The organism is Streptomyces sp. NPDC006140, from assembly GCF_040628815.1.
GTDB lineage: Bacteria > Actinomycetota > Actinomycetes > Streptomycetales > Streptomycetaceae > Streptomyces.
In genome coordinates this window covers 454,821-472,917 of record NZ_JBEXTS010000001.1, presented here as the reverse complement: position 1 = coordinate 472,917, position 18,097 = coordinate 454,821, and the positions used below count along the sequence as shown (strand labels likewise).

General features: G+C 72.2%; 19 protein-coding genes. 12 read left to right on the top strand and 7 right to left on the bottom strand.

Annotation, left to right across the window (positions count from 1 at the left end):
• Nucleotides 1–19: 19 nt before the first annotated feature.
• Both ABZ386_RS02235 and ABZ386_RS02230 read right to left on the bottom strand, forming a co-directional pair.
• Nucleotides 20–1,033: an aldo/keto reductase gene (locus tag ABZ386_RS02235; protein WP_351332675.1), complete on the bottom strand. Its 1,014-nt coding sequence runs from the start codon at nucleotides 1,031–1,033 to the stop codon at nucleotides 20–22.
• Nucleotides 1,030–1,494 carry a MerR family transcriptional regulator gene (locus ABZ386_RS02230; protein WP_114257377.1) on the bottom strand — a complete coding sequence of 155 codons (465 nt, stop codon included), beginning with the start codon at nucleotides 1,492–1,494 and terminating at the stop codon, nucleotides 1,030–1,032. The genes ABZ386_RS02235 and ABZ386_RS02230 overlap by 4 nt, the downstream gene beginning before the upstream one ends.
• Before the next feature lie 96 nt (nucleotides 1,495–1,590).
• On the opposite strand from ABZ386_RS02230, the gene ABZ386_RS02225 reads away from it, so the two are divergent.
• Together ABZ386_RS02225 and ABZ386_RS02220 are read left to right on the top strand one after the other, a co-directional pair.
• Nucleotides 1,591–2,061: a GNAT family N-acetyltransferase gene (locus ABZ386_RS02225; RefSeq protein ID WP_358963208.1), complete on the top strand. Its 471-nt coding sequence runs from the start codon at nucleotides 1,591–1,593 to the stop codon at nucleotides 2,059–2,061.
• 17 nt (nucleotides 2,062–2,078) lie between these two features.
• On the top strand, nucleotides 2,079–2,894 hold the full coding sequence (locus tag ABZ386_RS02220) for a serine hydrolase domain-containing protein (RefSeq protein WP_351332681.1): 816 nt from the start codon (nucleotides 2,079–2,081) through the stop codon (nucleotides 2,892–2,894).
• Here the strand turns inward: ABZ386_RS02220 and ABZ386_RS02215 are convergent.
• Nucleotides 2,891–3,541, bottom strand: coding sequence for a pirin family protein (locus tag ABZ386_RS02215; protein WP_358963670.1), 651 nt, complete (start codon nucleotides 3,539–3,541; stop codon nucleotides 2,891–2,893). The genes ABZ386_RS02220 and ABZ386_RS02215 overlap by 4 nt on opposite strands.
• A gap of 62 nt (nucleotides 3,542–3,603) precedes the next feature.
• On the opposite strand from ABZ386_RS02215, the gene fasR reads away from it, so the two are divergent.
• The 5 genes from fasR to fabF all read left to right on the top strand — a co-directional run bounded on the left by fasR (nucleotide 3,604) and on the right by fabF (nucleotide 8,561).
• Nucleotides 3,604–4,809 carry a fatty acid biosynthesis transcriptional regulator FasR gene (gene fasR / locus ABZ386_RS02210; protein WP_114252051.1) on the top strand — a complete coding sequence of 402 codons (1,206 nt, stop codon included), beginning with the start codon at nucleotides 3,604–3,606 and terminating at the stop codon, nucleotides 4,807–4,809.
• Between the two features lie 89 nt (nucleotides 4,810–4,898).
• Nucleotides 4,899–5,834 (top strand): ACP S-malonyltransferase, encoded by a 936-nt coding sequence (locus ABZ386_RS02205; protein WP_351332685.1) that lies wholly within the window; start codon nucleotides 4,899–4,901, stop codon nucleotides 5,832–5,834.
• A 16-nt stretch (nucleotides 5,835–5,850) separates the two neighbouring features.
• Complete coding sequence (locus tag ABZ386_RS02200; RefSeq protein ID WP_351332688.1) at nucleotides 5,851–6,852, top strand: ketoacyl-ACP synthase III; 1,002 nt, start codon at nucleotides 5,851–5,853, stop codon at nucleotides 6,850–6,852.
• An 81-nt stretch (nucleotides 6,853–6,933) separates the two neighbouring features.
• Nucleotides 6,934–7,182: an acyl carrier protein gene (locus ABZ386_RS02195; RefSeq protein ID WP_003989952.1), complete on the top strand. Its 249-nt coding sequence runs from the start codon at nucleotides 6,934–6,936 to the stop codon at nucleotides 7,180–7,182.
• A gap of 107 nt (nucleotides 7,183–7,289) precedes the next feature.
• Nucleotides 7,290–8,561, top strand: a complete 1,272-nt coding sequence (gene fabF, locus ABZ386_RS02190) for a beta-ketoacyl-ACP synthase II (RefSeq protein ID WP_114252057.1) — start codon at nucleotides 7,290–7,292, stop codon at nucleotides 8,559–8,561.
• Nucleotides 8,562–8,702: 141 nt separating this feature from the next.
• Here fabF and ABZ386_RS02185 read toward each other — a convergent pair whose 3' ends face one another.
• A complete protein-coding gene (locus ABZ386_RS02185; protein ID WP_351332693.1) occupies nucleotides 8,703–9,197 on the bottom strand; it encodes a DUF3145 domain-containing protein in 495 nt (164 codons plus the stop codon).
• 259 nt (nucleotides 9,198–9,456) lie between these two features.
• Between ABZ386_RS02185 and ABZ386_RS02180 the strand changes: the two genes are divergently transcribed.
• Both ABZ386_RS02180 and ABZ386_RS02175 read left to right on the top strand, forming a co-directional pair.
• Entirely contained in the window at nucleotides 9,457–10,344 is an 888-nt protein-coding gene (locus tag ABZ386_RS02180; protein ID WP_351332696.1) for an SGNH/GDSL hydrolase family protein, read from the top strand.
• 15 nt (nucleotides 10,345–10,359) lie between these two features.
• Nucleotides 10,360–11,331 carry an aldose epimerase family protein gene (locus ABZ386_RS02175; RefSeq protein WP_351332698.1) on the top strand — a complete coding sequence of 324 codons (972 nt, stop codon included), beginning with the start codon at nucleotides 10,360–10,362 and terminating at the stop codon, nucleotides 11,329–11,331.
• Nucleotides 11,332–11,438: 107 nt separating this feature from the next.
• On the opposite strand, the gene ABZ386_RS02170 is transcribed toward ABZ386_RS02175, so the two are convergent.
• The gene (locus ABZ386_RS02170; RefSeq protein WP_358963205.1) at nucleotides 11,439–13,949 is read right to left on the bottom strand and encodes a glycoside hydrolase family 3 protein; all 2,511 of its coding nucleotides are present in this window, start codon (nucleotides 13,947–13,949) and stop codon (nucleotides 11,439–11,441) included.
• A 64-nt stretch (nucleotides 13,950–14,013) separates the two neighbouring features.
• On the opposite strand from ABZ386_RS02170, the gene ABZ386_RS02165 reads away from it, so the two are divergent.
• Nucleotides 14,014–14,595 carry a TetR/AcrR family transcriptional regulator gene (locus ABZ386_RS02165; RefSeq protein WP_114252065.1) on the top strand — a complete coding sequence of 194 codons (582 nt, stop codon included), beginning with the start codon at nucleotides 14,014–14,016 and terminating at the stop codon, nucleotides 14,593–14,595.
• A 1-nt stretch (nucleotide 14,596) separates the two neighbouring features.
• On the opposite strand, the gene ABZ386_RS02160 is transcribed toward ABZ386_RS02165, so the two are convergent.
• Nucleotides 14,597–14,983, bottom strand: a complete 387-nt coding sequence (locus ABZ386_RS02160; protein WP_358963202.1) for a Rid family hydrolase — start codon at nucleotides 14,981–14,983, stop codon at nucleotides 14,597–14,599.
• A 59-nt stretch (nucleotides 14,984–15,042) separates the two neighbouring features.
• Here ABZ386_RS02160 and ABZ386_RS02155 point away from each other — a divergent pair, with 59 nt between their 5' ends.
• Complete coding sequence (locus ABZ386_RS02155; protein ID WP_358963200.1) at nucleotides 15,043–15,972, top strand: LysR family transcriptional regulator; 930 nt, start codon at nucleotides 15,043–15,045, stop codon at nucleotides 15,970–15,972.
• Between the two features lie 88 nt (nucleotides 15,973–16,060).
• Nucleotides 16,061–17,293 (top strand): pyroglutamyl peptidase, encoded by a 1,233-nt coding sequence (locus ABZ386_RS02150; RefSeq protein WP_358963198.1) that lies wholly within the window; start codon nucleotides 16,061–16,063, stop codon nucleotides 17,291–17,293.
• On the opposite strand, the gene ABZ386_RS02145 is transcribed toward ABZ386_RS02150, so the two are convergent.
• Nucleotides 17,256–18,071, bottom strand: a complete 816-nt coding sequence (locus ABZ386_RS02145) for an EI24 domain-containing protein (RefSeq protein ID WP_356499536.1) — start codon at nucleotides 18,069–18,071, stop codon at nucleotides 17,256–17,258. The genes ABZ386_RS02150 and ABZ386_RS02145 overlap by 38 nt on opposite strands.
• Between the last annotated feature and the right edge of the window lie 26 nt (nucleotides 18,072–18,097).

The window sequence follows — 18,097 nt, the reverse complement described above, 5'->3', positions numbered from 1 at the left end:
CGCCCCTGGGGGCGTTCCTCTACTCCCTGCCTGCCGAAGTGAACGCCATGTCCGCGTAGCGGTTGCCCGCCACCTGGGCCGCTATGCCGTCCAGCAGGTCCAGCTGTTCGTCCGTGAGGACGATCCTGGTCGCCGCCGTGTTCTCCTCCACCCTCGACGGCTTGCGGGTGCCGGGGATCGGGATGACCGGGAGGTCGCGGAGCGTCGCCTGCTGCTGGACCCAGGCCAGGGCGATCTGGCCGAGGGAGGCGTCGTGGGCCTCGGCCACCGTGCGGATCAGTTCCAGCAGGGTCGCGTTGGCCGTCGCGTTGTCGCCCGTGAAGCGGGGCTGCTGGCGGCGGAAGTCGTCGGAGGAGAGTTCCTCCGCGCTGGCGAACGAGCCGGTCAGGAAGCCCCGGCCGAGCGGGGAGTACGGGACGAGGGCCACGCCGAGGTCGCGGGCCGCGGGGACGACGTGCTGCTCGATGTCGCGGCTGAACAGCGACCACTCCGACTGCACCGCCGCGATGGGGTGCACGGCGTGCGCGGCGCGCAGTTCGTCGGCCGTGACCTCGCTCAGGCCCAGGTGCTTGACCTTGCCCTCGCGGACCAGGTCCGCCATCGTGCCGACGCTCTCCTCGATCGGCACGTTCACATCGCGCCGGTGCATGTAGTAGAGGTCGATGGCGTCCACGTCGAGGCGCTTCAGGCTCGCCTCGACGGCCTGGCGGATGTAGGGCGGGTCGTTGCGGATGACACGGCGCGTCGGGTCGTCGGCGGGGATCGACAGGGCGAACTTGGTCGCGATGACGACCTCGTCGCGGTGTGCCTTGAAGAACGGTGACAGGAACCGCTCGTTCTCGCCGGCGCCGTACGCGTCGGCCGTGTCGTAGAGGGTGACGCCCAGTTCGAGCGCCCGTTCCAGGGTGGCCCGGGACGCGTCCGCGTCCGAGGGGCCGTAGGCGAAGCTCATGCCCATGCAGCCGAGGCCCTGGACGCCCACCTCGGGGCCGTGGTCGCCGAGCTTCGCCGTCGTGATCCTGCCGTCCGTCATCGGGACCTCTCCGACGCCAGGGCACGCCCGGCGTCCGCGTAGAAACTGATCTTCCGGTCGAGCACGGCGAGCGTGCCGCGGAGTTCCTCGATCCGCGCGAGGACGTCCTCGCGGGTCGTCTTCAGCAGCTCGAAGCGCTCGCCGTAGGTGTGGTCGCCCTCGCGCACCAGTTCCGCGTACCGCACCATGTCGGCGACCGGCATGCCCGTCAGCCGGAGCTTGCCGACGAGGTCGAGCCAGTCCAGGTCACGGTTGGTGTACCGGCGCTGGCCGGTGTGGGACCGGTCGATGTGCGGCATCAGGCCGATGCGCTCGTACCAGCGCAGGGTGTGTGCCGTCAGGCCGGTCAGGGCGACGACCTCGCTGATCGTGTAGCGGTCCGCGCCGTCCGGACGCCGGTTCTGCTGCGGCGGGCCGGCGCAGGTATCGGTCCTGGTCCCCGTGGTCTCCATCACCGTCATGACCCCCACGCTAGAACCTTGGAGTGCACTCCAAGCAAGCGCCGAAGGTAAGAAATCGGCAGGACGCCTCTTGATCCGGCTCGTTAGCGTTCAGCCATGAGTCTCGTACGCCGTGCCCTGCCCGAGGACGCCGAGGAAGTCCTGCGTCTGCGACAAGTGATGATCGACGCGGTGTTCGCCACTCACTCCAGCGTCGACTGGCACGGGGAGTCCCTCCCCACGCTGAGGCGCAAACTGGGCGAACGGGACGGGGACTTCGTGGCGTTCGTCGTCGACCACCCCGAGCGGCCGGGGGCGCTGGCCTCGCTGGTGGCCGGGACGATCGACTACCGCATCGGCAAGGCGGGCGATCCGCAGGGCCAGGTGGGCTTCGTCTTCAGCGTGGCCACCGACCCGGACGCGCGGCGCCTCGGGTACGCGCGCGCGTGCATGACCACGCTGCTGGAGTGGTTCCGGGAGCGCGGCGCCCGGCGGGTGCAGCTCACCGCCTCGGAAGAGGCCGAGCCGCTGTACGCCTCCCTCGGGTTCCGGCCCAAGCCCACCCCCTTGCTGGAGCTGAGGCTCTGAGCGCATAGGCTCGACGCATGTCGCTGAAGAGCCTCGCGTTGATCGAGAACTGGCCGGTTCCCACCGCCGCGGCGGGTGTCGTCCGGGCGGACGGCACCGTCCTCGGCACCCACGGCCCGGCCGGACAGCGGTTCCCGCTCGCGTCGGTGACCAAGCCGTTGGCCGCGTACGCGGTGCTCGTCGCGTACGAGGAGGGGGCGATCGAGTTCGACGAGCCCGCCGGTCCGGCCGGTTCGACGGTCCGGCACCTGCTCGCGCACACCTCGGGCCTCGCCTTCGACGAGCACAAGGTCACGGCCCCGCCCGGGGAGCGGCGGCTGTACTCCAACGCCGGCTTCGAGCAGCTCGGCGACCACGTCGAGAAGGCGACCGACATCCCGTTCGCCGAGTACCTGCGGCAGGCCGTGCTGGAGCCGCTGGGCATGACCTCGACGACCCTGGAGGGCTCCCCGGCCAAGGACGGGGTGTCCACGGTCGAGGACCTGCTGCGGTTCGCGGCCGAGGTGCAGGCGCCGCGGCTGCTGGACCCCCGTACGGTCGCCGAGGCGATGAGCGTGCACTACCCGGGCACCAAGGGCGTCCTGCCGGGGTACGGCCACCAGAACCCCAACGACTGGGGGCTCGGCTTCGAGATCCGCGACTCCAAGTCCCCGCACTGGACGGGCTCTTCGTCCTCCCCGCGCACGTTCGGGCACTTCGGGCAGTCGGGTACGTTCCTGTGGATCGACCCCGACGCGGGGGCGGCCTGCGTGGCGCTGACGGACCGGGCGTTCGGGCCGTGGGCGATCGAGGCGTGGCCGCCCTTCACGGACGCGGTGCTCTCCGAGCTCTAGGCCATCTCCCAGACGAGCAGTTCGGCCTGGGTCACGGCTTCCGCCTCCAGGCCCTTCGCGCCGGTGATCCGGGCCGCGTCGCCGGCGCCCAGCTCCTCGCCGTCCAGGCGTACGTCACCGCGCACGACGTGCACGTACGCGTACGCCGCGTCCGGCACCGCCGTCCGCTCCCCCGCCCCGAGGCGCCGTACGTGCAGCATGGCGCCGGCCTCCGGGACGGCGTACGGCGTGGAGTCGGCGATACCGTGGACGACCTCGTAGAACGGGTCGCCGCCGGGCCGCAGCGGGGCCAGCCACATCTGGATGAACGTCAGGGGCTCCGGGCCGTCGTTGCGTTCCACGTGGCGCACCCCGCCCGCCGAGGTGAGGCGCTGCACGTCGCCGTGGCGGACGACCGACTCGTGCCCGGTGGAGTCGCGGTGCGTCAGCTCGCCCTCCACCACCCACGTCACGATCTCGGTGTGGCTGTGCGGGTGCTCGTCGAACCCGGCCCCCGGGGCGAGCCGCTCCTCGTTGCAGGCGAGCACCGCGCCGAAGCGCAGGTTGTCCGGGTCGTAGTGGGATCCGAAGGAGAAGGCGTGCCGGCTGTCGATTCCGGCCGCCGGGTCGCCGCCCTGGTAGCGCTCGTCGGCGCGCCGAATGTCCATCACGAGGTCCACCGTAGACCCGGCGGCGCACCTTCCCGTCCGGATAAGGCAGTCTTGTCCCCGTGCCCGAACCCGAAACCAGCAAGAACGCAGCCGCAGCCCGTGACCTCCACGCACATGCCGCGACCCTGAAGCGGCTGGAGAAGTCCTCCGGATCACTCGCCGCGCAGGCCATCGCGCGGATGGACGAGACGCTGCCCTGGTACCGGGCCATGCCCCCGGAGAACCGTTCCTGGATCGGTCTGGTCGCACAGGCGGGTATCGCCGCGTTCACCGAGTGGTTCCGGCATCCGGACGCCCCGCAGGCCATCTCCACCGACGTGTTCGGCACCGCGCCGCGCGAGCTGACCCGGGCGATCACGCTGCGGCAGACCGTGGAGATGGTGCGCACCACCATCGAGGTGATGGAGTCCGCGATCGACGAGGTCGCGGCCCCCGGCGACGAGAGCGTGCTGCGCGAGGCGCTGCTCGTGTACGCCCGGGAGATCGCCTTCGCCACCGCCCAGGTGTACGCCCAGGCCGCCGAGGCACGCGGCGCCTGGGACGCCCGGCTGGAGTCCCTGGTCGTGAACGCGGTGCTGAGCGGCGAGGCCGACGAGGGTGCCGTGTCGCGGGCCGCCGCCCTGGGGTGGAACTCACCGGAGCACGTGTGCGTGGTGCTCGGCACGGCGCCCGACGGGGACAGCGAGCTGACCGTCGAGGCCATAAGGCGCGCGGCCCGGCACGCCAAGCTCCAGGTGCTGACCGGGGTGCTCGGGGACCGGCTGGTCGTCATCGCGGGCGGCAGCGACAACCCGCTGGCCGTGGCCAAGTCGCTCATCGGCCCGTTCGCCGCGGGGCCGGTCGTGGCCGGTCCGGTGGTGCCCGACCTGCAGGCCGCGACCCGGTCCGCGCAGGCCGCGGCGGCCGGTCTGAAGGCGTGTTCCGCCTGGCAGGACGCCCCGCGTCCGGTCCTGGCGGACGATCTGCTTCCGGAGCGGGCGATCGCCGGTGACCCCTCGGCCCGCGAGCAGTTGGTGGAGGAGATCTACAGACCGCTGGAGGAGGCCGGGGCCGCGCTCCTGGAGACCCTCAGCGTCTATCTCGAACAGGCGAGCAGTCTCGAAGGCGCCGCGCGGATGCTGTTCGTGCATCCCAACACCGTCCGCTACCGGCTTCGACGTGTGACTGACGTCACCGGATGGTCACCCTCCGATGTACGCTCTGCCTTCACGCTGCGGATCGCGCTGATCCTGGGGCGTCTGGTCGATGGAGATCTCCAGCCCTAAGGTTTTGTCGGGGCTCGACAAAACCCCCTCGTGTTCTTCGTCCCTGTCCCCACGGGCGGCCGTGCCCGTCCCCAAGAGAGAGTGTGAGAGTGCTCGTACTCGTCGCTCCCGGCCAGGGCGCCCAGACGCCCGGCTTCCTGACTGAATGGCTCGACTTCCCCGGTGTCCGCGGTGCCCTGGAGGCATGGTCCGACGCCGCGGGGATCGACCTGATCCGTTACGGCACCGAGGCCGACGCGGAGGAGATCCGCGACACCGCGGTGGCGCAGCCGCTGCTCGTCGCGGCCGGCCTGGCGTCCGCATACCTGCTGTTCGAGGACCCGGCCGACCTCCCGCGCAAGGTCGGCGCCCTCGCCGGGCACAGCGTCGGTGAGTTCACCGCCGCCTCGCTCGCCGGGGTGCTCCCGCACGAGGAGGCCCTGCGTCTGGTCCGTGCCCGCGGTCTCGCCATGGCCGAGGCCGCCGCCGTCACCGAGACGGGCATGGCCGCGCTGCTGGGCGGCGACCCCGCCGTGACGGTTCCGCACCTGGAGAAGCTGGGTCTGACCCCGGCGAACATCAACGGCGCGGGCCAGATCGTCGCGGCCGGCACCAAGGAGCAGCTCGCCGCGCTGGAGGCGGACAAGCCCGAGGGCGTGCGCAAGGTCGTCGCGCTGAAGGTCGCCGGCGCGTTCCACACGCACCACATGGCCCCCGCGGTCGACACGCTGGCCAAGGCCGCCGCCGACGCCCGGGGCACCGGTGACCCGAAGGTCACGTACGTCTCCAACAAGGACGGACAGGCCGTCGCCGCCGGCAGCGAGGTGCTGGAGCGTCTGGTCGGCCAGGTCGCCAACCCGGTCCGCTGGGACCTGTGCATGGAGACCTTCAAGGAGCTGGGTGTCACGGCCCTGATCGAGGTGTGCCCCGGCGGCACCCTCACCGGCCTCGCCAAGCGGGCCCTGCCCGGGGTGAAGACGCTGGCCCTGAAGTCCCCCGCCGACCTCGACGCGGCTCGCGAGCTCATCGCCGAGCACGGTGTCTGACAAGGAGCCCGAGAGCATGGCGAAGATCAAGCCCAGCAAGGGCGCGCCGTACGCGCGGATCCTCGGCGTCGGCGGTTACCGCCCGACCCGGGTCGTGCCGAACGAGGTGATCCTGGAGACGATCGAGTCGTCCGACGAGTGGATCCGCTCGCGCTCCGGCATCGAGACGCGGCACTGGGCCTCCGACGAGGAGACCGTCGCCGCGATGTCGATCGAGGCGTCCGGCAAGGCCATCGCGGACGCGGGCATCTCCGTGGAGCAGATCGGCGGTGTGATCGTCTCGACGGTCTCGCACTTCAAACAGACCCCGGCCGTCGCCACCGAGATCGCCGACAAGCTGGGCACGAACAAGGCCGCCGCCTTCGACATCTCGGCGGGCTGCGCGGGCTTCGGCTACGGCCTGACCCTCGCCAAGGGCATGATCGTCGAGGGCTCGGCGGAGTACGTCCTGGTGATCGGCGTCGAGCGGCTGAGCGACCTGACCGACCTGGAGGACCGGGCGACGGCCTTCCTGTTCGGCGACGGCGCCGGCGCGGTCGTGGTGGGTCCCTCCCAGGAGCCCGCGATCGGCCCGACCGTGTGGGGCTCCGAGGGCGACAAGTCCGACACCATCAAGCAGACCGTGCCGTGGACGGACTACCGCGACGGGACGGTCGAGAAGTTCCCCGCGATCACCCAGGAAGGCCAGGCGGTGTTCCGCTGGGCCGTGTTCGAGATGGCGAAGGTCGCCCAGCAGGCGCTGGACGCGGCCGGGATCACCGTGGACGACCTGGACGTCTTCATCCCGCACCAGGCCAACGTGCGGATCATCGACTCGATGGTGAAGACGCTGAAACTGCCGGAGCACGTCACGGTCGCGCGTGACATCCGCACCACCGGCAACACCTCGGCCGCCTCGATCCCGCTCGCGATGGAGCGGCTCCTGGCGACCGGCGAGGCGAAGAGCGGCGACACCGCGCTCGTCATCGGCTTCGGGGCGGGTCTCGTCTACGCCGCGACTGTCGTTACCCTCCCCTAGGCACTCCGTGCCGGATCATGCGGTCCGGGACGGGAAGAACCACCTGCCACACCCTCTGAATATCTACGAAGGAGCGCCGACATGGCCGCCACTCAGGAAGAGATCGTCGCCGGTCTCGCCGAGATCGTGAACGAGATCGCCGGCATCCCGGTTGAGGACGTCCAGCTGGACAAGTCCTTCACCGACGACCTGGACGTCGACTCGCTGTCCATGGTCGAGGTCGTCGTCGCCGCCGAAGAGCGCTTCGACGTCAAGATCCCGGACGAGGACGTCAAGAACCTCAAGACCGTCGGCGACGCGACCGACTACATCCTCAAGCACCAGGGCTGATCGACCGATCAGGCCTCTGGGCTGACTGCCCCGCCACCCGGCGGTGGCGCCGTTGTCCCCGCGAAAGCGGGGTTGTCCTCCTCGTATCCGTTGGAGAAAGAATTCCCGTGAGCTCGACCAATCGCACCGTGGTCGTCACCGGTATCGGCGCAACCACACCGCTGGGTGGCGACGCAGCCTCTACCTGGGAGGGCCTGGTCGCCGGACGTTCCGGCGTCAAGCCCCTGGAGCAGGACTGGGCCGCCGAGCAGGCGGTCCGTATCGCGGCCCCGGTCGCCGTGGAGCCGACCGAGGTCATCCCGCGGCCGCAGGCCCGCCGACTGGACCGCTCGGCGCAGTTCGCGCTGGTCGCGGCCAAGGAGGCCTGGGCCGACGCCGGTTTCGAGGCGAAGGCCGGCGAGGACCCGAGCGTCGACCCCGACCGGCTCGGCGCGGTCATCGCCTCCGGCATCGGCGGCGTGACGACGCTGCTCGACCAGTACGACGTGCTGAAGGAGAAGGGCGTCCGCCGCGTCTCCCCGCACACCGTTCCCATGCTGATGCCCAACAGCCCGTCGGCCAACGTGGGGTTGGCCGTGGGTGCCCGGGCGGGTGTGCACACGCCGGTGTCCGCCTGCGCGTCGGGCGCCGAGGCCATCGGCTACGCCATCGAGATGATCCGCACCGGCCGCGCCGACGTCGTCGTCGCGGGTGGCACGGAGGCGGCGATCCACCCGCTGCCCATCGCCGCGTTCGGCAACATGATGGCGATGTCCAAGAACAACGACGACCCGCAGGGCGCCTCGCGCCCCTACGACGTCGCCCGTGACGGCTTCGTCCTCGGTGAGGGCGCCGGTGTCGTCGTCCTGGAGTCCGCCGAGCACGCCGCGAAGCGCGGGGCCCGGGTGTACGCCGAGGCGGTCGGGCAGGGCATCTCCGCCGACAGCCACGACATCGTGCAGCCGGAGCCGGAGGGGCGGGGCATCTCGCACGCCCTGCAGAACCTGCTGGAGCGCACCGACCTGGACCCGGCGGAGATCGTGCACGTCAACGCGCACGCGACGTCGACGCCCGCCGGGGACATCGCCGAGCTGAAGGCGCTGCGGAAGGTGTTCGGTGACGACACCGACCACATCGCGGTGTCGGCGACGAAGTCGATGACCGGGCATCTGCTCGGTGGCGCGGGCGGGGTCGAGACGGTGGCGACGGTGCTCGCGCTGTACCACCGGGTGGCTCCGCCGACGATCAACGTGGAGAACCTCGACCCCGAGGCCGAGGCGAACGCGGATGTGGTGCGCGGTGAGGCTCGGAAGCTGCCTGTCGAAGGCCGTATCGCCGCGTTGAACGACTCGTTCGGGTTCGGTGGGCACAACGTGGTGCTGGCGTTCCGGACGGTTTGATCCTGAGCGTTGTATGGCCCGAACTCCCTGAGTGGGGGTTCGGGCCATTCGCCGTTTCTGTGACGTTGTGTGCCGCGTGCGGGCCGGTGGGGGTTGTTCGCGCAGTTCCCCGCGCCCCTGAAGGCGCGCCCCTGAAAGCGTCTACACCACCTGGTGGAGCCAGCGGACCGGGGCGCCTTCGCCCGCGTAGCGGAAGGGTTCCAACTCGTCGTCCCAAGGCTTGCCGAGCAGCTTGTTGAGTTCGGCCTCGAGGTCGGTCTCGCCCTGGCGACTGCGCTGCAGGGCCGCGCGCAGGCGGTCCTCGGGGATGAGGATGTCGCCGTGGATGCCGGTGACGGCGTGGAAGATGCCCAGGTCGGGGGTGCAGCTGTAGCGTTCGCCCTCGGCGGTGGGGCAGGGCTCCGCGGTGACCTCGAAGCGCAGCAGGTGCCAGCCGCGCAGCGCGGAGGCGAGCTTGGACGCCGTGCCCGCCTGGCCCTGCCAGGAGAACTCCGAGCGCCAGGTGCCCGGGGCGGCGGGCTGCCGGATCCAGTCGAGGCTGACGCGTGCGCCGAGCACACCGGCGACGGCCCACTCGACGTGCGGGCACAGCGCGCGCGGCGCGGAGTGCACGTACAGAACTCCACGTGTCGTCACCGGAACCTCCGGGCAGAGCGGACCATCTTGGAAACGGGCGGAACGGCGGTGACCGGGCGGGTCACGTTGATGGCGAGGCTACCGTGCGGGGGCGCAAGGAGTGTGACGTACGGTCGGTCCCGGTGCCGGGAAACGCCCGCCATTCACCCAGGGGGACGCTTGTACGGGTGTGAGCCGTTGCACCTGATCGGCCGGGAACCCTCGTGCGTTGTTATGGGTTGGGGAGACAGGCACGGCGCGGCGAGGGGATGGACCAGGAATGCGGAAGCGAAGCCACCGCTCACGGGCCGTTCTCGCCCTGGTCGCGGCCGCCGTGGTGGGTGTGGCCGGGTGTGACGCCGTGGGGGGCGACTCCCCCGCCCCGTCCGACGCCGCGAAGCCGTCCCCCAGTCCGACGCCCCTGTGGGACCGCAGTCCGAGTTCCGTCGCCGCCGTCGGCGATTCCATCACGCGCGCCTTCGACGCCTGTGACGTGCTGTCGGACTGCCCGGAGGCGTCCTGGGCGACCGGCGCCAGCCCCGAGGTCGACTCGCTGGCGGTGCGGCTGCTGGGCCGGGCCGGGGCCGCCGAGCGCAGCTGGAACTACGCGGTGACGGGCGCGCGGATGGCCGACCTGCCCGGGCAGATCGCCCGGGCGGTGCGGCGGAAACCGCAGCTGGTGACGGTGATGGTCGGGGCGAACGACGCCTGCCGGTCCACGCCCTCGGCGATGACCCCGGTCTCCGCCTTCCGCGCCGACTTCGAGGACTCGCTGCGCTCCCTGCGCAAGGCCCTGCCGAAGGCCCAGGTGTTCGTGGCGAGCGTGCCGGACCTGAAGCGGCTGTGGTCCGAGGGCCGTGGCAGCCCGATGGCCAGGCAGGTGTGGCAGCTGGGCATCTGCCCGTCGATGCTGGGCGACGCGAACGCCCTGGACACGGCGGCCACGCTGCGGCGGGAGACGGTGCAGAAGCGGGTGGAGGACTACAACAAGGTCCTGAAGGAGGTCTGCGCCCAGGACGAACGGTGCCGCTACGACGGGGGCGCGGTGTACGACTACCGCTTCGGCACGGCCCAGTTGAGCCGCTGGGACTACTTCCACCCGAGCGTGAACGGACAGGCCCGGCTGGCGGAGATCGCGTACCGCACCGTCACGGCGAAGAACCCCTGACTTAGGGTTCCGCACATGAACGAACTCTTCGGCACACTTTCCGACGGAACTCCGGTGCACCGCTGGACCCTGGAGCGGGCGGGCGTGCGGGTGCGGGTGCTGACGTACGGCGGGATCGTGCAGTCCGTGGAGGTGCCGGACCGGGAGGGGCGGGCCGGGGACGTGGTGCTGGGGTTCCCGGACCTCGACGGCTATCTCGCCCATCCGGAGCCGTACCTCGGTGCCCTGGTCGGGCGGTACGCCAACCGGATCGCCGGCGGCCGGTTCCCGCTGGACGGGCGGACGTACGCGCTCGAACCGAACAACGGGCCGAACGCGCTGCACGGCGGAGCCCGCGGCTTCGACAAGCGGGTGTGGGACGCGGCCCCGGTCGAGCACGGGGTGCGGCTGGCGCGGGTCAGTCCGCACGGCGAGGAGGGGTTCCCGGGGCGGCTGGCGGTCACGGCGACGTACACGCTGCTGGAGAGCGGGGCGCTGCGGATCGCGTACGAGGCGGTGACGGACGCGCCGACCGTGGTGAACCTGACGAACCACAGCTACTTCGACCTGGGCGGCGCGGGTGGCGCGGGCGGGCACGAGCTGCGGCTGGCGGCCTCCCGGTACACGCCGGTCGACGCGGACCTGATCCCGACCGGCAGTCTGGACGACGTGACGGGCACGCGCTTCGACTTCCGCGAGGCCCGCAAGGTCGGCTCCGGCTACGACCACAACTTCGTGCTCGACAAGGGCGTGACGGACGCTCCGGTGGAGGTCGCCGAGCTGCACGACCCGGCGTCCGGGCGGGTGCTGACGGTGGCGACGACCGAGCCCGGCCTCCAGCTGTACACCGCCGACCATCTGGGCGAGCCCTTCGCGCCCGGTGACGGCATCGCGCTGGAGACGCAGCACTTCCCGGACTCCCCGAACCGGCCGGAGTTCCCGACGACCGTGCTGCGGCCGGGCGAGGTGTTCCGCTCGGAGACGGTGTACGGGTTCGGCGCGCGATAGGCCCGTACGGGCCCGCACAGGCCCGCACAGGCCCGCTGGAAACCATGAGCCCCGGTCCGGAGGTCAGGTCCCGGACCGGGGCTGCTCGGTGGGGAACTCGTCCCGTCTCAGACGTTAATCGTCGCGGTGATCCTGCGGTCCGTGATCGAGCGCCCGACCTGGATCTCGTACGAACCCTTCACAAACGACCACGAGCCGGTCGCTTCGTCCCAGATCTCGAAGGCGCGGCGGGGCAGTTCGACGGTCGCCTCGACGCTTTCGCCGGGTGCGGCCTCGACGCCTGCGAAGCCGGCCAGCCGGCGTGCCGGGCGGGTGGGGTCGGGCTCGCCCGGGGCGAGGTAGAGCTGGACGACCTCGCGGCCGGGACGGTCGCCGGTGTTGCGGAGGCGGACCTTCACGGTGGCCCCTTCGGCGGTCCCCGCCACCTCGACCGACTCGTAGGTCCAGTCGGTGTAGCCGAGGCCGTGGCCGAAGGGGTAGGCGGGGGTGCGGCCGTGCTTCTCCCAGGCGCGGTAGCCGATGAAGACGTCCTCGTCGTAGGGGAGTTCGCCGTTCTCCGGGACGACCCGGGTGACCGGGGCGTCGGCCAGGGAGCCCCAGGTGGTGGGCAGCCGGCCGCCGGGTTCGTGGGCGCCGGTGAGCACGTCGGCGAGGGCCGCGCCGCCCTCCTGGCCGGGGAACCAGGTGAGGAGCACGGCGGCGACGTCGTCGCGCCACGGCAGTTCCACCGGGGAACCGGAGTTGACGACCACGACGGTGTTCGGGTTGGCGGCGGCGACGGCCCGGACCAGGTCGTCCTGGCGGCCGGGCAGGCGCAGGTCCGTGCGGTCGAAGCCCTCGGACTCGACGCGTTCGGTGGTGGCGACCACGACGACGGCCGTGTCGGCGGCCCGGGCAGCGGCGGCGGCCTCGGCGATCAGTTCGTCGGGGTCGCGCCGGGGTTCCTGGTGGGCGAGGGTGAAGGCGATGACCTTCAGGGCGGCGTCGTCGGGGAGGTGGACGGCGTGGGTGAGGGAGATGTCGACCGGTTCGCCCGCGGTGAGTTCCACCTCGGCGCGGGGCTCGGGGGCGCCGAAGAAGCTGACGAAGGGGTCGTCCTTGGCGGGGCGCTGGACGTCGTCGTAGTACGTCGTGCCGCCGATGGTGAGGGTGAAGGCGCCCAGGCCCTTGATGCCGAAGGTGTGCGGGCCGCTCTCGCGCGGGGTGAAGGTGCCGGTCAGTTCGACGGTGTGCAGGGGCATGGGGGTCCCCCCTGCTCGAGCGGAGTCGAGAGCTTGGGGGAGGGTGACGCCGTCGGGGAGGTCGGAGCCCATCCACTGGATGTGGCCGTTGGGCGCGGTGCGGGTGCCGATGACCTGGCCGTCGGCGTCGCGGCAGACGGCGTGCAGTGCGAAGCCGCGGTCCGCGATGGCGAGTTCGGTGCTCGGGTCGGCGCCGACGGCATACGTGAGATCGGGCAGGACGGCGGTCAGGCCGTCCAGCGGGGAGACGACGTGCGCGGGGAAGACGGTGGCGGAGCCGCCGCCGAGGACGCGGGCGTCGCGGGCGGCCGAGCCGATCAGCGCGATGCGGCCGGGCTTCAGCGGCAGCACGCCGTTCTCGTTGCGGACGAGGACGAAGGAGCGGCGGGCGATCTCCCGGGCCAGCGACGGGCCGTCGACGGTCTCGGGCAGGTCGGTGACGACGGGGTCGGCGCCCTGAAGGATGCCGATCCGGGCGGCGAGGCGCAGGACGCGGCGGACGGCCTCGTCGACCTGGGCCTCGTCCGCCTCGCCGTCCCGTACGGCCCGGGCGAGGGCCTCGCCGTACACGGTGCGCGGTCCGGGCATCGCGATGTCCAGGCCGCCGGCGAGGGCGCCGGTGGTGGAGCGGGCGGCCAGCCAGTCGGAGACGTTGACGCCGTCGAAGCCCCACTCGCCGCGCAGCACGTCGTTCACCAGGTGGTGGTGCTCGGTCATGGTCGTGCCGTTGACCGTGTTGTAGGCGGTCATGATGCCCCAGGGGCGGGCGTTCTCGACGATGAACTCGAAGGGCGCCAGGTACAGCTCGCGCAGGGCGCGTTCGCTCACGACGTTGTTCACCGTGAAGCGGTCGGTCTCGGCGTCGTTGGCGACGAAGTGCTTGACGGTGGTGCCGACGCCGCCGGACTGGACGCCGCGGACGTACTCGGCGCCGATCCGCCCGGTCAGGTACGGGTCCTCGCTGTAGGCCTCGAAGTGGCGGCCGCCGAGCGGGGAGCGGTGCAGGTTGACCGTGGGGGCGAGCAGGACGTGGACGCCCTTGCGGCGGGCCTCCTGGGCGAGCAGCACCCCGGCCCGGTGGGCGAGGGCGGGGTCCCAGGTGGCGGCGAGGGCGGTCGGGGAGGGCAGGGCGACGGACGGGTCGTCGGCGCTCCAGTGCACTCCGCGGACGCCGATGGGGCCGTCGGACATGACCAGCGACGGCAGGCCCGCCTCGGGCAGCGCGGGCAGGCTCCACATGTCCTGGCCGGCCAGCAGCCGGGCCTTGGCGTCCAGGTCGAGCTTGCCTAGGGCCGCCTCGACGGCCGCCTCGCGCCGTTCCTCCGCTGTCTGAGCCACGTCGGCACCTCCACGTCGAAAGCCGCTGGATATCACCATCGTGCACTTCACGCCTGTGAAGCGGTAGGTTTCGTTATCCCGTCGTGACAATATGCCGTTCGGCATGTCGTACGGTGACGCCATGAGGGCCAGGACGAGAAGCGAGGAACGGCGAGCGGAAATCGTGCGGGCCGCGCTGGAGGTGATCGCCGAGCGCGGTTACCGGGGAGCGAGCCTGGCCGCGGTCGCCGAGCGGGTCGGGCTCACCCAGCAGGGGCTGCTGCACCACTTCCCGACGAAGGAGGCGCTGCTGGTCGCGGTGCTCCAGGAGCGGGACCGCTGGGACGCCGTGCCCGCCGGGCGGCTGCGGCTGGACCTGCTGGCCTCGCTGGTCGAGTACAACGCGATGCGGCCGGCCATCATCCAGACGTTCTCGGCGCTGCTCGGCGAGAGCGTCACGGAAGGGCACCCCGCCCGGGCGTACTTCACCGAGCGCTACGTCGAGGTGCGCGCCGGTATGGCCGGGGTGCTGCGCGCCGAGTACGGCGACCGCCTGCCGAGCGGCCTCACCCCCGAGCGGGCCGCGCCGCTCCTGGTGGCGATCCTGGACGGCCTGCAGTACCAGTGGCTGCTGGACCCGGAGTCGGTGGACATGGCGGCGGCGTTCCGCGACTTCCTGACGCTGCTCGGCGAGAGCGCCGACTGAACTAGCGGGCGGGCACGGCCGCCACGACCTCCACCTCGACGAGCGCCTCGGGGCGGAAGAGGCGGGCCGCCTCGAAGGTCATGCTGGTCGGCGGGGTGCCGGTGAGGAACCGCCGTCGCACGGTGCCGTACTCCTCCAGCCGTGAGATGTCGGTCAGGTAGGTGCGGATGTTGACCACGTCGGCCAGGGTGGCGCCGTGGGCCGCCAGCAGCGCGGTGAGGGTCTCGAAGACACCCTGGGTCTGCTCGGCGAAGGTGGCGCCCTCGGCGATCTGCCCGGAGACGAACAACAGGGCGCTGCCGTCGGCCTGTTCGAGGCGGGCGACCTGGGAGTAGTACGGGCTGAGGGGCTGGGGCGCGGAGGCGGGGTTGTCCAGGGTGATCTGCATGCCGCCGAAGTTAGGCGTGACCCCGTCGATGCGACAAGCGAATGTCTAGCATGGCTCCCATGCCGACTCCGCATGACGAGGTGCCCGAGCTGTCCACCGTCTGGCTGCGGGTGTTCCTGGAGGTCGCCCGGCACGGCTCGTTCACGGTGGCCGCGCGGGCGCTCGGCTGGACACAGTCCGCGGTGTCCCGTCAAGTCGCCTCGCTGGAGGCCGAGTTGGGCGGCGGGCCGCTCTTCGACCGGCTGCCGCGCGGGGTCCGGCTGACGGAGGCCGGACGGCTCCTGGTGCCGCACGCCGAGACGGTCGCCGCCGCGCTGCACGATGCCCGGCGCGACCTCGGCGCCCTGCGCGAGGCGGCCGGCGCACGGCTCCGGTTCGGTGCCTTCCCCACCGCCGACGCGGCCCTGGTGCCGCACGCCCTGGCCCGCTTCCACGCCCGCCACCCCCGGGTCCGCGTCACCCGCGAGGAGGGCTTCACCCCTGCTCTGCTGGACCGGCTGACAGCCGGTCACCTGGACCTCGCGATCGTGTCGACGACGGGCCGCGCGCCGCTGGAGTCGTACGCGCTCCACCACCTCCTCGACGAGCCGCTGTACGTCGCCGTGGCGGCGGACCATCCCCTCGCCGGGCAGGACGGCCCGGTGCCGCTGGGCCGTTTCGCCGACGCCGACTGGATCTCCGGCAGCACCCGCCCCGAGGGCACCCTGCTGGACGCGGCCCTGCGCCAGGGGTTCCGGCCGCGGGTCGCCCATGTCGTCGGCGAGTGGACCGCCAAGCAGGGCTATGTCGCCGCCGGGCTCGGGGTGGCGCTGGTGCCGGCGCTCGCCGCCGAGTCGGTCCGCCCGGACGTCAGGCTGCTGCGGGTGCTCGACGAGGGGGCGACGGCCCGGGCGGTGTACGCGGCGGCCGTGCGGGGGCGGTCCCTGACACCCGCCGCCGCGGCCTTCCTCGGTGCGCTGCGGGAGGCGACGGCGAGGATCCCCGCCTGAGCCCCATGGCGTGGACCACGGCCGTCAGGCGATACTTCCGCCGTCCGGCACCACGCCACCCCCACCGTGACGGAAGGGCCCAACCCCCTTGAAATCCCTACGCGTTCGCCTCGGCGCCCTCGGCCTCGCGCTGCTGACCGGCCTCACCGTCCCCCCAGCCGCGAGCGCCGCCGAGGCGGCCCCCTCCCCCACCGTCGAGGAGCAGCGGCTCGACCGGGCCGCCCCGCAGGAGATCCTGCGCCGCTCCGGCTTCGACGCCGTGGCCCCGCGGCTGGCCCGGGCGCTCGACGCGGCCCGCTCCTACGGCGAGGCCCGCCGGGCCGTCACCCGCGAGGGGTCGCAGCTGTGGCGGCGGGCCGTCGACCGGGCGCAGGGGCGCGGCCCCGCGGGCGGGGACCTCAGCCGGGACGACGACCGGCCGCTGTACTGGGCGCGGCTCGGCATGACCCGCGAAGTGCGCACCTGGGAGCCGGAGTTCGGCCTGTCGGACGGGCAGCGGGCCGCGCTGCTGGACGAGCTGGAGCGCACCTCGCGCGGCCAGACCGCCATCCGGTACCCGCATGCCCAGGGCCTGAAGCGGATCCTGCTCACCGGCTTCGACCCGTTCACCCTGGACCGGGACATCCGCATCTCCAACCCGTCGGGCGCCACCGCGCTCGTCCTCGACGGCACGGTCGTCGAGACGGCGGACGGCCCGGCCCGGATCGAGACGGCCGTGTTCCCGGTGCGCTGGCGGGACTTCACGGACGGGGTGGTGGAGCGGGCGCTGCGGCCCCACCTGCCGAAGGTGGACCTGTTCACGACTGTGAGCCAGGGCCGCGTCGGCCGGTTCGACATCGAGCGGACCAACGGGGCCTGGCGGGGCGGCTTCGGGGACAACGAGAACATCGGCCGTACCGGGACGATCCCCGTCACCGACCCCGCCTCGCAGCCCCAGTGGACGACGACCACGCTGCCCTACCGGGCGATCGTCGCCGCGGACACCGGCCGTTTCCCGGTGTACGACAACACGAGCGTCACGGAGATCCCGGCGGGCGGCACCGAGCCCGTCGTACGCCCGGACGGGCCCACCCCCGGCTCCTCCGCCCGCCAGGGCGGCGGCGGGGACTACCTCTCCAACGAGATCGCCTACCGGGCGACGCTGCTGCGGGACCGGCTGGGGCTGCACGCCGTCCTGCCGGGCGGGCATGTGCACACGCCGGTGCTGCAGTTCGGCGCCGGGAACACCACCGAGGTCACCGACCCGGAGTTCGTGAAGAACCGGCTGGACATCATCGCCCAGGTCAGGACGATCCTGAGGGTGGCTGCGGAAGGGTCGTGACGGCCCGGTCGCCCTCCTCGCCGTCCTCGCGGGTCTCCTCGCCCAGGAGTTCCCGCGCCATGAGGGTGGCGCCCGCGACCGCGCCCGGCATCAGGAACACCGCGACGAACGGCACCAGGAAGGCCACGGCCAGCGGCGTGCCGAAGCCCCACACCAGGGTCTTGCGGGAGCGGAGCAGGCCGAGCCGGGTGCGCAGTTCGACGCCGCGGCGCTGGAGGGCGACGGCGGTCAGCTCCTCGGTGAGGAAGAACCCGGTGACGAAAAACCCGATCACCGGTACGGCCGTCTGGCCGGCGACCGGGATGAACCCGCAGGCGAACAGCAGCACGCCCCACAGGGCGGCCCGCACGACGATCCGGAGGCTGTCCCGGGCGGAGATCCACAGCTCGCGCCAGAGCGGCAGCCCCGACTCGGGGGCGTGCCCGTCCGGGGACACGTCCCGGTCGACCTTCTCGGAGAGGTTCTCGTAGAAGGGCTGCCCGATGAGCAGCGTCACCGCGGTGAACGTCACGACGGACAGGAGCAGGGCGAGGGCGAACAGCACGGCGGTCAGGAAGCCGCGGAAGAGCCCGAGCCACGGGCTCGACCAGTCGTCGGCGAACGGTGTCGCCCAGGCCACGACGTCCTCGCCCCACAGCGCCAGCGCGACGAGCACCGCCGCGTAGAGGACGAGGGTGATCAGGCCCGGGAGCAGCCCGAAGCCGTAACTCCTGCCGTGCCGGGCCACCCACCGCTGGCCTTTCAGCAGGTACCGGAAACCCACCCCGAGATCGCGCATGGGACGACCCTATCGGGGCCGGTGTC